Source organism: Pseudooceanicola atlanticus (genome assembly GCF_000768315.1).
Lineage (GTDB): Bacteria > Pseudomonadota > Alphaproteobacteria > Rhodobacterales > Rhodobacteraceae > Pseudooceanicola > Pseudooceanicola atlanticus.
The window spans coordinates 19,354-34,048 of sequence record NZ_AQQX01000018.1; the positions used below are offsets into that span (position 1 = coordinate 19,354).

The following is a 14,695-nucleotide window of genomic DNA, read 5'->3' on the forward strand; positions in this document are numbered from 1 at the left end:
TTCAGGCTCAGGCAGCCTTGGTGTCCGCTTCACGCCGCGGCCCGCAGGGACGCGGCTCTGCCGCCCTCACCACCAGCACAGCCTCCAGCTTCAAAGGCCCCTTCTCCAGCACCGCCCGAGGCTCTGGCCGAACACGCATGTGTTCGGACGGAACCGCGGGCGGGCGCAAACCCCACCGACAGGGCGGACAGGCAGGGTCAAGGAGGGCCAGATTTGGGCCCCCAAATCTCTGCCGCAAAAACCGGGAGGCCCTGGCCGATAGGTTTTTGTGGATGGCCCCCTTGAGGCTGGCTGGCCGGTCTGTCGCGGCCTGATCATTCTGGGAGGCGTGCGTCCGTTGAACGCGCAGCGACCGGCACTTAGGGGAGATCACTGTCGGCGATCACCCGCGCCAGTGACGGCATCCCTGGAACAGGGACAGGGCCGCCTGATGGCGGCCCATCCTCGTCAGAGGATTTAGTCCTGCGGATCCTTCGCGCTCGGCGGGAACATCACCAGCTCCGAGACCGCGACCGGGAAGTCGAGCTTGAGGCTAAAGAACTCCGAGCCGTCCCCGTTGCGGGTGTTGCGGAACATCGCGCCCACGCGCTGAAAACGGGTGCGCTCCTGGCCATCGGTGTCGGTGAACTTGACGGGGACGGTGGCGACGTAGTGGTTAGTCATTTGGGTCTCTCCTTGTTGCGATGGGGATCACCCGGCACGGGGGCAAGAGGCCCGGTCGCAAGCGCAAATGCGGAGGGTCCGTGGCTACGCCGTGGAAGCCGTATTTGTGCTTGCCGGAGCGAAGCGGAGGGCACGATTGGGCCGACCCCGTGCGATCCGCATCAATGAGCAAAAAGGAGTGACCCGAATTTGTGCCACCACTTTGAAGCCGCCATCGAACCCGTCGATCGTGACCGAAGATGGCCTGGTTCGTTCTGATCCAATGCATCTGGATAACGATCCGTCACGCTCGCGATGCGGCGGGTCAGCGTTCTGCCGCGCGCGAAGGTCCGTCGTCTGGGTCGGTTGGGCGCGTATGCTATCGGCACCAGGGTTGAGGGCGTGGGGGACAGCTGGTGCGTCCACATCGGTACGGCACGGCCAGACCTTCAGCAATGAGCGTGCTGCCGACGTCCCGACCGTCAACGAACAACGAGCCGCAGAACCGCCCAAAATTGCACTGATCCGTACCCTCTGTCCCGGGCCGGCAGGAACAGGCCACGCGCTCAAATTCAATTGATGTCGCGCCCCGCACTAATTGACCTAGACGCGCAGTCGCGCGCTCCCCAACCTCACGCTCTGCAGTGCAGGCGGGTTTCCATGTCTCAGGCGCGTTAAATCCGACGAGACGCACGTTCGCTGTTAGGCCTCGAACATCGACCGTATCACCGTCAATGATCCGCACATCGCTGGCGCGAAGCGACCGGTCCTGTGAGGCGGGTCGCTCTGTTGACGGCGCGACCAGTGACAGGAAACGGGTAGCCATCCAGCCCGTACCAAAGTTGGATCGAATTTGTGTCCACTGCCCTTCTTCTCGAAGCTTTTCAACGCGGCCCCCCTCGCTCAAGACACCCATCACGGCATTCGAAGTAGACGGTCCAGCACGTTGATTGACACGCGTCCCTGTCACATAGACGTAAGCGGCGTCGGCAGTTTGCGATGAGGGAACCGCTGACGGACTGTAGGGTGTGGATCGCGAGTTCGATGATTCAAACAATGATCCAACCAATGCGAAGAATCCGACAGCGATCACCAACGGCACCATGATTTGGCGTTGAGCCTTGCGCACGGCACGCCGAGGTGCATTGATCGCGCGGGTCACGGAGACCGGACGGGGTCTCGCCTGAACGCTTCTGGTACTATGCTTCGGTGCTGGTTGAGAAGTCCTGTCGTCGGCCGCTGCCCTTTTCTGTGCCGGATTCTCCCGTTCCAGTTTCAGGACTTTGTACAGGCTGGCATACTGAGCTTTGCTCAGGCGCGTCTTCGTTCCATACCGCTGAAACCGTTCAGCCATATTTGTAAGGAAGGACACTTCCCAATCGTTTGCCTGACCGGACCGCAAACGCGCATCAATACGCGATTGAATCTCTTTGGTGCGTTCCGGAGAAAAAGGCATCTAGGAAAAACCTGGGCGAGTGTTGATCTGTGGAACAAATGTCTTCTGCCACACGGCCACACTAAGCTGTAATTGCATAGAGATACCATCCAGCCATTCCCGAAACCAGATTGGCCGGACTACAAACACCAAGCCTGTCGATGCCCATTGTTGGAGTTAACTGCGACACCGCCGATGTTCGCACACATCTGGGAAAACGACGAAAGGGCCGCCCGAAGGCGACCCTCTAAACTCACGTCTCCGCGGTCTTCTTCGCCGGGTCCGCAACCCGCATGACCGTCAGGCCTTTCGCTTCCGCCTTCTGCCCGAGGTTCAGCGCCACCCCGTTGCCGCCGAAGAGAACAACCCCCGTCGCCGCGAACTTATCGTCCAGCATTTCGTCGTTGCACTTGAACGGTGCCGCCCGCCCATGCGCGGACCAGCGCGGATCGAAGCGCGCCTGTGCTATCCCGCGTGCTCGGGCCCACCGAGCCGCGATCATCTCCGCCCCGTGCTTGCCACCCTTGTGGCAGAGGAAGATCTCCTGATTGCGGTTCTGCCTGATCCGTTCGCGAACCTTGTCGAGCGTGTTGAAGATCACATCGACATCGGTCCAGTCGGTGGCGCCCGAGACAATCAGGGGAACCCCCTCGACTTTCGACTTCTCGGCAGTCTCGCGGTCGTGCTGCTCGAGGAGCTGCCGCGCCTCGAAGACCGCCCCGGTCTCTTGCGCCCGGACGCTTGCGCGCGACCCAACTGCCGGGATGAAGGCGTGACCCGTCTCGATCTCGTAGCATTCCGCCGCCGCCTCGCTCATCACCTCGATGGCGCTGACGATCTCGCGCAGTTGCAGGAAGCGGGCCTGCGCCTCTTCGAGCGCGGTCTCGGCGATCTCCGATCCATCGTGGGATTTTGCCAGTGCGCCGATCTTGTCGGCGGTGCGGTCGACCTCCTTGCCGAGCGCCACCTTGCGCCGCTGCAGGATCGTGGCGAGCCCATGGGCCAGCGGTTCGATTTCTGCCTCAAGGCCGGTCCCGCGCAGCGGACCGAGCAATGCCTCGAAGCTCTCGCGGATGATGCGGTCGGTCAGGATGTGATCTTCCGGGATCGGCAGCTGTGCGTCCTTCTCGGTCAGTCCGAAAAGCTCGATGGTTTCGTAGGTGTTCGCTTGATCGTATGCCATGTCTGTTCTCCAGATTTCGGTTGTTCGACCACCACGTGAGTGTGGTGGCATGGCCGAATGCCTGGTTTCCGAATCTGCCCGGGTCAGGGACGGCGCAGCCGCCGGCTTGCCGGGCGCAAAAGTTTTCCGTGCGCAACACACGACACATGCGCGCCCTCACCCACGGGACCGCCCCGCGTCACAGGCCCGGCCTTCGCCGAAAAGTTTTGCGATCCTTGACGCGGGCTGATTTGGGGGCCATCCGGAGGATATGCTTCCGCACTCATGTGTGTGTGTTTTGACGGTAGGTTTGCCCGACCCGAGCAGGCAAACGGCCCGACCGGACGCGGGAGACGGATGAAGCGGCGGGATCGTTTTGCCCCGCAAAACAGACCAGAGCGCAATCCGGCGGAGCGGCCGGGGAGGGACGTGCTCGCGAGGCGGGCAAACCGGGATGCCAGGCGCAACGCCGCGGTGAGGCCGCATGGCCGAATGCGCGACGGACCGAAGGGCCGTTCTCCCCTGCGACACGCGAAGCCAAGATGGGGAGGCTAGAAGCGTTAAACCAAGGTTGATGTACAGGAAACTCCCCTGCCAACTATACTAAGTTCCTATCAGAGCATGCGACATGGACAGAAAGCCGACCTTCGCGGCGACACATCGTACCTGTGCTCTAGATTCTCTGTAAAATACCAAATCGGCATGTCTGTGAGGTAAGTCTTGGGTGTAATCCGGACTGGACGGCGATATATAGATATTATGCCTGCCGATTTCTCTGCCTTATCGCCCTCCGAGTTCGAGGCGCTTTCAGCCGACCTTATCGGGCGCGCTCTTGGTATCCGCTTCGAGCAATTCGGCGAAGGAGCTGATGGTGGAATAGATGGACGCCACGCGCCGGAGGCGCAAAGCCTGACGATCCTACAAGCTAAGAGATACGAGAGATCTGCTATCTCAGCTTTGAAGCGTGAAATGTCGAAGGAGCGCGCGAAGATCGATCAGTTGGCGCCCGATCGCTACATCCTGTCAACGTCCGTAGCGATGACCCCACAAAGGAAGCAGGACCTCGTGGAGATTTGCGGCCCCGCCATTCGATCTCCGGGAAACATCTTCGGGCGCGAGGATCTTGAGGCATTGCTGCGCGCGCATCCTGACATCGAGGAAGCTCATCCCAAGTTATGGATCCCCGCGAGCGGGCGTACGCTGAAGCGAATGCTTCATGAGACGCTGGATGAGCGCGAGGGCCACCTGAAGCCTCCTTCGGTCCTTCGAGCGTTGCTTCCAAAGCCAGGGATCGGCGGAAAGGTGGAGTCAGAGGCGGAAACGCAACGGGATACCCTGTTCCTTGTCGGAGCGCGCCCCGACCACGATCACTTCATCCTTTGGCTCGGTCCAAAGCTCGAAGCGCACGGATATCGCGTTTTTTCCGAGATCCTGACTCTCGAGCCTGGAGACAGATGGCACAAGGAGATTGGAGTGGCGTTGGAGCACCGCGCTGCGAAGGTTCTGGCAGTGGCGGGCGCGGCCACCCGCGCCAACGACGACGCGATGGACCTGATCGACAGGGCGAAAACGCTTGCTGCAAGTTTTGGCGACACTCGCCTGATTATCCCGTTACGGATCGAGGAGGGGGCCAAGATTGATGGCCTCCGCGATGCGACGCCTGCCGATTTCGCGCGGGGTTGGGCAGAAGGGCTTTCGAAGCTTCTGGAGACGCTGCGTCGCCAAGGCGTAACGCGCCGACGCGAGCACATCGCGGTCGCAGCTCAATGGGACAGCTTCCGCAAGCGTGGTGCTGTTCCGCTAGTGCGCGAGCCAGAGTCCTTGGTCTCGAATTGGATTCAGATCTTGGAAATGCCCGATGAACTCCACTTCTACGAGGCGGCAGGAGCGGTCCAGACCGACGTCCTCAAGAGGCGGGTGCGAGGGCTGTCGTTTCCCGCCGTCGCGCATGAGCGAGGCGTGATCACCTTCGCTGCGCCCCCTGATGTTGGGGAAAGCCTCGAAGGCGTAGCGAAGTTGCGCCTACGGACTTCTGTGCCGGTTGTCGATGCGGTAGAAAAGGGTATGCCTGAGATAGGCGTCGCGGGACGTGATCTGTCGAACATGCTCACGGGCCTGTTGCGCGATGGATGGGAACGGCACTGCAGGAATATTGGCATGGTCGCCTATGCGTATTCCAACGGCGATGGTTTCCATGTGTCCCCTAACCAGGTCGCGATTGGTGAGCGGGTGCCCTGGGGGCGACAAGGTGAGCGCCGGTCGTCGATGCTGCGCAACATCGCCCGAAAGCATGTTTGGTCCTATGGGGTGACGGCGATTCCCCGAAACTGGCCTTTCTGGCACTTCCGTCTGAAAGCGCGCGTCCTTTTCGCGATGGATAACAATACGGAGCAGGGCGAACGCATAGATGATCCGAAGAAGATGCATCGCCTTCGCAGATCGGGCTGCAAGGGTTGGCGCAACAAGCAATGGCACGGACGGCTTCTGGCATTCCTTCAGATCATGTCGGGTGACTCAGCCTACATTCGGGTTCCGCTGGCTCCAGGCCAGGACATGCTTCTTTCCTCTGAGCCCCTTCTCTTCACGTCGCCGGTCAGTACAGCTCTTCCTGACGTGGGCGACCCGGATGCCGAGGAGCAGGACGAAAGCACGCTCGGGCGGCCAGAGGCTGACGACGACGATGCTGAGCCCGAAGGAGACGGTAAATGAGGTTTCCCGAAGCAAGCTTGATCGTAGATCACTTCGATGAGCCAGAACTCGACTTCCGCCATGACCAGAGGAGCCACCACCCAAAGGACGGCCTGTTTCTCTATGGACCTCATGACGGCCCTCGGAAGCTTCGAGAAGTCCGAATTGGGGTTGTGGGAACGTCGGACGGGATCGGACACTTCCGATCTTGGAGCCGCCGGCTGCTTTCCGGGATACCGGTGCCGCCTCCGGGGCCGACGGAGAAGAAGGACCGTCTTCATCTCGCGGATTTCGCCGGGCTCGAAGAGACATTCGGCATTACTTTCGATCCAGATCGGCTCAGGTCCCTGACGGTCGAGTTTGACGCCATCGAGCGGGCGACCAGGGTGCAGAACATGCACGAGGCCGTCGATGCGGTCGCCCGTATCTACACTGAGCGCGTCCACAAGTTCAGGCGCAACGAGGAGGGTTCGATTGATGTATGGATGTTCGTCGTGCCCGAGATAGTCTACGAGCGCTGCCGTCCGGAATCGAGGCGGACCGGTTTGACCCTGGTCGCTGGAAAAACGCCCAAGAAGCAGCGCGCAAGGTCACCCCAGTCGTTCCTTTTCATGGACGAACGGTTCGATCCGCGCATTGAGGACGTGTTTGACGACATTCCCGACTTCCGTAGGCACATCAAGGCGACTTTGCTCTCGATCGCGCCCTCTCAGATCCTGCGCGAGTCGACCCTTGAGCCGACAGCGTTCCTCAACAGTGCGGGCTATCCGAAGCGAACCACCCAAGACCCTGCGACAGTGGCGTGGAACATCGCGACGGGGCTTTACTATAAGACACAGGACCGTCCACCCTGGCGGCTGTCGAACGTGCGCGAAGGAGTATGCTACATCGGGATGGTCTACAAGAACCTCCCAAACAACCGCGATAATCACGTCTGCTGCGCGGCGCAGATGTTTTTGAGTGAAGGCGATGGCGTGGTGTTCCGCGGCGCGAATGGCCCTTGGAAGACCGGCAAGTACGAATACCATCTAAACGCTGACGCCGCGAAAGAACTTCTAGAGACTGTGATAGAAGCGTACCGGGATCTGCACTCCGAGCCGCCCAAGGAACTCTTCATCCATGGGCAGGCGTCATTCAACGACGAGGAGTGGCAGGCCTTCTGTCAGGCGGCTCCGAAGGGGACGAACGTCGTCGGTGTACGGATCAGACCTACGGGTGGTGACGCAAAGCTCTTCCGTGCAGGCGACTACCCCGTGATCAGAGGAACGGCTCTAAGTTTAGACGAGAAGAACGCCTATCTTTGGACGAGCGGCTACGTCCCGCAGCTGGATACGTATATCGGGCCTGAAACACCCAACCCGCTTATGGTGACGATCCTGCGCTCAAAGCATCATAAGCCAGAGATGCGGACGGTACTTGCTGACATCATGGGACTGACAAAGATCAACTACAACTCGTGCAACTTCAACGATGGGTTGCCGGTAACAGTCCGCTTCGCAAAGATGGTCGGAGACATCCTTGTGATGGGTTCGGCGCGGGAGGGCGGACCGCAGCCATTCAAGTACTATATTTGACCGGGCTGTTTTCGGGTGTGTGTTCGGACGCGGGGCAGGCCGTTCTAAGGGCTGCCGCCATCTTATGTTTTGGGGCCGTTCGCAACCTGAACGCGCCTGGCAAATCACTAACTGACCTTACTTTCATGCAAATGGACATTGTAAGAGGGGAACCGTGATCCCACGGCTCCCCTTTCGGTGCGGATCGTCTAATCTCGCGCGTTGGTCACGCGACCAGCGACAGCCCTGCGCCTGCGTCCTGTGGCTGCTCACCGCTGTCGATGAACGGGATGATCGAGAAGGTCTGCCCGCCGCGCTGCTCTTCGTTCTGCACGGCGTTGACGCGCAGGTCACCGTAAGGCGTGTTGATCAGCAGCGTCAGGTAGTCATTGCCCGTGCGGCTGCTTTTGGCCATCCACGCCGAGCCGACGCGGATCGGTGTGCCCCGGGGCGAGCTGACCTCGATCCGGTAATCGGGGTGGGTCTCCTCGGTTTTGTAGCTGTTCTCGATCAGGATGAACTCCAGATCGAACATCATGTTGGCGATGTAGCCGGCGAAGGCGTTGTCGGCGTCCATGGCGGTGAGCTCGCCCGAGATCGAGCCGGATTTCATCAGGCCGTTAGAGACCAGCGCGATGATCTCGAATGCGCCGCTTTGGGTCGCGCGCGCTTCTTTCGTCTGTACCGCGTTGACCCGGAAAGGGCCGAGGCCGACATCGATCTGCATCGAGATGTAGGGGTTGCCGCTGGTATTGCCGGTTTCGTTCCAGGCCGTGCCGATGCGCACCTTGCGGCCCGACTTGTTGATCGCCGTCACGTCATAATCCGGGCTGCGCGCGGACATCTTGGCCCGTGCCTCAAGCTGGATGGCGATGTCAAATCGCGTCGAGTGGATCATGCCGGTGTATTCGGCGGCGGCGGTCTCGACATTGCGGGTGAGGGTTCCTGCGAACATGGGATGGTTCCTTTTGGATTGGCCGGTGCCTGACGTTCTTGCCAGCGCATCCGGGATTGCTTTCTCGACCCCTCCTGGGATCACAAACCAGAAAGCTTGCTTTCCTTTCAGCCCCGCCCACGGGTCAGAGCTGCCGTCCGAGTGGGCATGCCCCCGCGCGTTCGGGTGCTGCGCCCCTCCCCTGCCCGTCTGGTCTTGATTGGCTACCCGGATTTTCCGCGCTGTCCTTCGATTGCGCGATGAAGAACTCCGCCTCTTTTCCGTTCAACCGGTGCCCGCTCCGGTCGGTCAGGCCGATGCAGCTACCGTTCGGCACAAAGGTGATGAGGTACTGACCGAGCCGGTCCTTGTGGACAACGTAGCCGGTATTGGCCCAGTGCACGGTCTGACCGGCATCGACGGCCGCCTTGATGTCTTCGAATGTCATGTGATCCTCCTCAAAAAGATTGCTGGGGAAACGACGCAAGAAGCCTGATCTTCCGACCGGGCTTCTATGCAGCATTCGTTTGGCAAACGACCGAGAGCTGTCAGGCGCTTTGCGTGGCTTGCGTCGCGCGCGCCGCCATCCAATCTTTCAGGCCGAGAACCGTTCTTCCGGCGGCCACCTCGAATGCCCAAGCAACCCTTGGATCGCCGCAGGGCTCCCCGCTGAGGTGCTGCTCGATATGGCCATTGGCCATCCATGGCTCAGGCTGTATCCGTCGCAGCCAGTCCGCCATGCTCGGAATGCGGCCCTGGCAGTCTTCGCGGACATGCTGCTCGCCGATCCAGCGCACGGGGATGTCCCGACCCGCGCTATTGGTCAGGGTCAGACCGAAGACACGTTCGGCCTCGAACAGGCCTTGAGCATGATGACGCAAGGCGCGGTGCGTGAAGAGGGCGAGGTGTTCTTTCGAGGCGTCGAACCAGTCGTGGATGTCCTGATAGTCAGATGGCACCCCACCGAATTTCCGGGCAGAGCTTTCAGCATGATGAAGCGGATGGGCCATCTCAAAGCCCGTCGTCATAGCTGTGCGAGCATTCAACGTAGCGGTCGGCGTGATCGAGGGTGATGCTGTCTGCTGCAATGTCCCAGGTCAGCGTGCCGTAGCCGCCCTCGTTGTTCTCGAACCCCGGATGATGGTGATAGGCGAGTGACCAGGCGAAATCGCCCACGGCGGTGACAAGCGCTTCCGGCAGTTGGACCTCCGCAGGCTGCACATTCACGTCCTCGACATTGCCGGAGTCGCCATAGCCTTCGTATTCGGCGGTGACCTCGTTGATGCCAAGCGCGCGCAATTGCACGATCAGTTCCGCTCGGGTTGCTTTCAGGGTGGTTTCGTGCTCGGCGCGCCACTGAGCCGCCATTGCGGCATAGTCGATCTGGGGATTGGTCATGGGTCTGTCCTCTTATCAGAAGTTGGGGGGCCAGGCGTCGCATTGGTCAGCGCGCGCCCGGAAAGCGCAGACCGGCCAAATCCCGATCCGCGACGCCCGACCCAAAGCCCGCTTTGGCTTTTCAGGCGGCTTGGTCTGCCGCGTTGCTGGTTCCCTGCCTCACAATCCGGGCCAGAATGCTGACCGTGTCGATCCCGTCCCCATGCGGCAGGAACACCCGCAGCTGGAAGGCAATGATCTCGGTGAAACACCCCATGGCCTTGAGGCCTTCGATCATGCCCTTGTCCGCACCGCCCAGCTCAAGGCGCATCTCGCCTGCGACCCGGCGACGGGTCAGCGTCAGACCCCGGCCCAGATCGACCGGCGTGGTGGTGCCAAGAGCCGCAGTCAGCATCTCCTGTGGCGTTTGCGGGTTAGAAACGAGGAAGCTGGCGCGCAGCGCGGCCGCCCCTTCCTCGCTCAGCGTGCGCCCGATCATGGCGGTCGCCCCGTCCGGCGTGACGCGGTAGATGCGTTCATTCGTGGTCGGGATGTCCTTCCAGATCGGCAACAGCAGCCCGGTCAGCAGGTAGAGCTTGGTTGTGGTGGTTTTTGGCAGGGACGCTGCCTCGGCATCCCAAAGCTTTGCAAACTCGGGCCTGTCGATGTCTTCCCAGGCCGAAGACGTGAACCGAGCCTCTTCGAGATAGCTAGACCCGTTTGGCCGCACCGCCTTGCGCATCAGTGTGACAATATCCTCGTCATACATCTGCATGGGGCGCGCCGAGATGAGCGCCGCGCGACCGGAGGCGCGATTGACCATCGGTAACTTGTCGGGATTGCGCGACATGGCCTCTTCGGCGTCCAGCACATACACTGGGTCGGTGACCTCCAGCCCGATAATCCGCGTCACGGCGCCGGATTTCGGGCAGGTCCAGAGATCCTCGGTGGAGACCTGTTCTATCTTGTCGCCGCGTAGGGTTTCCACGCCGAGATCGAGCGTGCCCGCCGCGCGCGCCCGTTCCGTCTGATCGGCAATCCGGCGCATGAACTCGGCAAAGAGTGCGTTCTGCATGTGGATGGGAAGGGCAAGCACCCGGTTGAGAAACCGCTGGATCGGGGGAAGCTCCTCAAGGAGCACCCCGTCCTTGTCGATCAGCCGCAGGGCGGTCCAGTCGGTGAAGCTCTCGTAGCTCATCGCCTCAGCGCGCCCGGCGGCAAGATCGGCGAAATACCCACGCAGCGCCGCTCGCGCGATCGGGCTTTCGAGATTGTCCTCCTCGCGGAACATGCCTTGCGAGCCGGTCTCGCGCTGACCCTTGGTCAAGGCCCCCAGCTGGTCGAGGCGCTTGGCTATAGTCGAGGTGAAACGCTTTTCGCCATGCACATCCGAGGTGCAGACCCGGAAGAAGGGCGCGCTGACTTGGGCAGAGCGATGCGTGCGGCCGAGCCCCTGGATGGCCGCATCGGCGCGCCAGCCGGGCTCCAGCAGGTAGTGCCGCCGCCGTTTCTGGTTCTTCGCCGTTTGCGCCGCATGATACGACCGGCCCGTACCGCCCGCATCGGAGAAGATAAGGATATCCTTATCACCGTCCATGAAGGCTTGGGTTTCGGATGAATTGCTGCTGGCGGCGCGCTTTTCGATGAAGAGATGACCATCCTCGGCCTTGAGGGGTCGGATGGACCGCCCCGTGACTTCTGCCACGGCCTCGTCGCCAAAGGCCCAGAGGATCTGATCCAGCGCCGAGGGGATCGGCGCCAGCGTCATCAACTCCATCATGGCCGCGTCACGCAGAGCGAGCGCCTCGCGCGAGACGACCAGCGCGCCAGTTTCATCCCGAAGCGGCTCAGCCACCATGTTGCCGTCGATCTCCACGAGCTTTTGGGCATGGATCGGAAAAGCCTGTTCGAGGTAGGCGAGAACATAGTCGCGTGGCGTCAAGGCACCCTCGACGAGTTCATCCTCCGGGTCCATCGTCTCAAGCCGACGCTTCAACAGGCTCTCACCCGTCGAGACCACCTGGATGACGCAAGCCTTGCCTGCCGCCAGATCGTCCGCGATGGCGTGGATGATGGTCGGGGCCTTCATGCCCATCAGCAGATGATTGAAGAAACGCTGCTTTGTGCTCTCGAAGCGGGACTTGGCCGAGGCGCGTGCTGCCGAGGCATTGGTCTCTCCCGAGGCATCGTTGACGCCGGTGGCTGTCAAAGCGGCTTCGAGATTGTGGTGGATTGTGCGAAAGGCTCCCGCATAGGCGTCGTAGATCTCGATCTGGGCCGGGGTGAGCGCGTGTTCGAGCACGTCATACTCCACGCCATCGAAGCTGAGGGCGCGGGCCGTGTAGAGGCCGAGCGTCTTGAGATCGCGCGCGACCACCTCCATGGCGGCGACACCGCCAGCTTCCATCGCAGAAACGAAGCTCTCGCGGCTTGGGAAGGGGTATTCCGGCCCCTGCCCCCAGAGACCAAGACGCGCGGCATAGGCCAGGTTGTGCACGCTCGTGGCACCCGTGGCCGAAATGTAGAAGACGCGAGCGCGGGGTGCTGCCAGTTGCAGCCGCAGGCCTGCAAGGCCCTGCTGGGAGGGTTTGACCCCCCTGCCCTGCTCGGACCCGGCCGCGTTCTGCATGGCATGGGCCTCATCAAAGGCCAGTACGCCGTCGAAGTCTTCGCCCATCCAGTCGAGGGTCTGGCTCAGTCGCGTGGTGCCACATTTGCCCGCGGACCGCAGCGTGGCGTAGGTGACGAAGAGGATACCGTCGCCCATCGGGACGGGCTGATCCGGTTTCCATTTTGAGAGCGGCTGGATGTCGGCTGGCGAGCCGCCGAGATCGGTCCAGTCGCGGATGGCGTCCTCGATGAGCGTGGCGGATTTGGAAACCCAGATCGCCTTTCTGCGCCCGGCCAGCCAGTTCACGAGAATGAGCCCCGCGCATTCGCGCCCCTTGCCGCAACCGGTGCCGTCGCCGAGGAAATAGCCAAGGCGATAGGCACGTGCGTCTGGATCATCATCGGCGCGCGTCAGCTTGGTCTGGTCGTCATCGATCGCGAACCGACCCGGCAGGTCGCGCCCATGGGCGTCATGCGCCATGATGATGGTTTCCAGCTGCGCCTCGGAGAGATGTCCCTCCTCGATCAACCGTGCGGGCAGGCGCAAGTCATCACTGCCCGTGTTTGAGGGCATGGGCGGGGCAACCGAGGCCATGGCGATGCTCTCGACGAGCGGCGTGGGATGTTCTTGCGCACCCGCGATCTCGATCCGCTGCGGACGGTAGCGCGCATAGATGTCCGAGATGGGCGTGTTGTCGCGCGGGATATCGAGGCTCTTGAAAGTGAGCGGGACAACGGCATTGGCCCGAGATTTGGAGGCGGCGACAGGCGCAGCAGCGGTCTTGCGCGGGGCAGATGATGGAACGATCGGTCGCGCATGAGGGATCGCTTCAGCCCGTTGGACGGGGCGCATCTCGGGCCGGGTCGCGGCAACTGCGTCGACAAAAGGAAGGGCTTCATCCAAGTCCCGGACACTGGCGCGGATCATTTCGCCGTCCTCCTGCACCTTGTCGAAGACCATCAGCTGGGTTTCGACAGAGGTGCCGAGCTTGCGATAGACCTGTCCCGGCATCGTCAGCGCCAATCGCGGCGTCAGGAGACCGCAGGCGCGGGACCAATGCGCGGCATCGCGTTCGGGCGTGAATCCCGGCGGCATGATCGCCACCAGCCGCCCGCCGGGTGCCAGGCGCTTTGCAGCCGCGATGAGATGCTTGGCGGCGATGTGCTTGTCTCGGGAGCGATCGACCGAGGAGGCGAAGGGCGGGTTCATCACCACGACCTCGGGTAGAACCGGCGTCTGCAGCAGATCATCGATATGCTCGCCGTCATGGCCTGTGACCTCGCCGCCGAAAACCGCGCGCAGGAGGCGCTGGCGAAAGGGGTCGATCTCGTTGAGCAGAAGCGTGGCACCGGCCCGGGCGGCGAAAGCAGCCAGGGCACCGGTGCCAGCCGAGGGCTCCAGAACGGTCTCGCCCTTGCGGATCGCCGCGGCCCGCAAAACCAGCGCCGCGAATGGCAGCGGCGTGGAAAACTGCTGTAGCCGGATCTGCTGCTCTGACCGGCGGGTTTCCGTCAGGAGCCGTGAGGCAAGTAGCCTTGCAGCGGCGGTGTCACCTGCCGCGCCGTTCCCACGCAGCAGCACCTGGACAGCCGCTGCCTGCATCATGTCATAGGCCATGCGCCAGTCCCAGGCGCCACCGGCATCGCTGCCATGAAACGTCTCGCGCATGATACGCGCGAGCGCTGAACTGCGCAGGGGCTGGTCATCGACCTCCGTGCCGATTTGCGCGAGGGCAGAGGCGAGATCGGCTTCGGAGATTGCGAGAGCCGGGTTGGCCGTTCTGGGTTTGGACATGGGGATTTTCCTTTGGATCAGGGTCTGAGTTCCAAAGGACAAAAAGCCCGCTTTCGCTTTTCAGGGTGACGTAGTCAGACCGCGCCGACCTCAAAGGCTTGGTCAGGACTTGGGTTCGACCTGCCGCTTCGCATCAATCAATGCCTGTGCGGCCTGCATCACCTGAACCTGAGATGTTCCCGAGCGTGCATCCTCCAGCGCGGCCTGCACCTGCGCGCAAAACCACGTGTCATAAGAATTCGCTTCAGCGGCCACGGAAATGCTCCTCGAGCCCGATATCCAGCAGCTTGCCGAGGTCATCGGGCATGTCTGCAACGCGCACAGCAATTGGGAAACGGTGCCCCGTCAGGTCAGGCGCGCATTGCTCCTCTAGACCGAGGTGCTGCCTATCCTTTTCCGTCTCATTCATTGTGCTTTCTCCGACCGCATTATCAGCCGATGCTACATCTTCGAGCGTGGCGTCGTAAATGATAATGCCAAAGGGTCATAGCAAGCTGGC

Annotated in this window: 12 protein-coding genes; 2 read left to right on the top strand and 10 right to left on the bottom strand. The window is 61.7% G+C overall.

Annotated features, from left to right (window positions below):
* Window positions 1-456 precede the first annotated feature (456 nt).
* From ATO9_RS21000 to ATO9_RS21005, 3 genes are all read right to left on the bottom strand, one after another.
* Window positions 457-663: a hypothetical protein gene (locus ATO9_RS21000; protein ID WP_007120662.1), complete on the bottom strand. Its 207-nt coding sequence runs from the start codon at window positions 661-663 to the stop codon at window positions 457-459.
* 358 nt (window positions 664-1,021) lie between these two features.
* Window positions 1,022-2,098, bottom strand: coding sequence for an SH3 domain-containing protein (locus tag ATO9_RS25080; RefSeq protein WP_081979701.1), 1,077 nt, complete (start codon window positions 2,096-2,098; stop codon window positions 1,022-1,024).
* 232 nt (window positions 2,099-2,330) lie between these two features.
* Window positions 2,331-3,260 carry a DUF2493 domain-containing protein gene (locus tag ATO9_RS21005; protein WP_043754100.1) on the bottom strand — a complete coding sequence of 310 codons (930 nt, stop codon included), beginning with the start codon at window positions 3,258-3,260 and terminating at the stop codon, window positions 2,331-2,333.
* Window positions 3,261-3,998: 738 nt separating this feature from the next.
* Between ATO9_RS21005 and ATO9_RS21010 the strand changes: the two genes are divergently transcribed.
* Entirely contained in the window at window positions 3,999-5,948 is a 1,950-nt protein-coding gene (locus tag ATO9_RS21010) for a TIR domain-containing protein (protein WP_043754103.1), read from the top strand.
* Window positions 5,945-7,501: an argonaute/piwi family protein gene (locus tag ATO9_RS21015; protein ID WP_043754109.1), complete on the top strand. Its 1,557-nt coding sequence runs from the start codon at window positions 5,945-5,947 to the stop codon at window positions 7,499-7,501. The genes ATO9_RS21010 and ATO9_RS21015 overlap by 4 nt, the downstream gene beginning before the upstream one ends.
* Before the next feature lie 205 nt (window positions 7,502-7,706).
* Here ATO9_RS21015 and ATO9_RS21020 read toward each other — a convergent pair whose 3' ends face one another.
* From ATO9_RS21020 to ATO9_RS24635, 7 genes are all read right to left on the bottom strand, one after another.
* Entirely contained in the window at window positions 7,707-8,435 is a 729-nt protein-coding gene (locus ATO9_RS21020; RefSeq protein WP_043754112.1) for a DUF736 family protein, read from the bottom strand.
* Between the two features lie 124 nt (window positions 8,436-8,559).
* On the bottom strand, window positions 8,560-8,862 hold the full coding sequence (locus tag ATO9_RS21025) for a hypothetical protein (protein WP_028288606.1): 303 nt from the start codon (window positions 8,860-8,862) through the stop codon (window positions 8,560-8,562).
* A 100-nt stretch (window positions 8,863-8,962) separates the two neighbouring features.
* Window positions 8,963-9,424 carry a DUF6915 family protein gene (locus ATO9_RS21030; RefSeq protein ID WP_028288607.1) on the bottom strand — a complete coding sequence of 154 codons (462 nt, stop codon included), beginning with the start codon at window positions 9,422-9,424 and terminating at the stop codon, window positions 8,963-8,965.
* 1 nt (window position 9,425) lies between these two features.
* Window positions 9,426-9,812, bottom strand: a complete 387-nt coding sequence (locus ATO9_RS21035; RefSeq protein WP_028288608.1) for a DUF6878 family protein — start codon at window positions 9,810-9,812, stop codon at window positions 9,426-9,428.
* Window positions 9,813-9,933: 121 nt separating this feature from the next.
* Window positions 9,934-14,196 carry a strawberry notch family protein gene (locus tag ATO9_RS21040; RefSeq protein ID WP_043754114.1) on the bottom strand — a complete coding sequence of 1,421 codons (4,263 nt, stop codon included), beginning with the start codon at window positions 14,194-14,196 and terminating at the stop codon, window positions 9,934-9,936.
* A 102-nt stretch (window positions 14,197-14,298) separates the two neighbouring features.
* The gene (locus ATO9_RS21045) at window positions 14,299-14,451 is read right to left on the bottom strand and encodes an antitoxin PaaA2 family protein (protein WP_043754116.1); all 153 of its coding nucleotides are present in this window, start codon (window positions 14,449-14,451) and stop codon (window positions 14,299-14,301) included.
* Window positions 14,441-14,605 carry a hypothetical protein gene (locus tag ATO9_RS24635; protein ID WP_009819683.1) on the bottom strand — a complete coding sequence of 55 codons (165 nt, stop codon included), beginning with the start codon at window positions 14,603-14,605 and terminating at the stop codon, window positions 14,441-14,443. Before ATO9_RS24635 ends, ATO9_RS21045 begins: the two co-directional genes overlap by 11 nt.
* Between the last annotated feature and the right edge of the window lie 90 nt (window positions 14,606-14,695).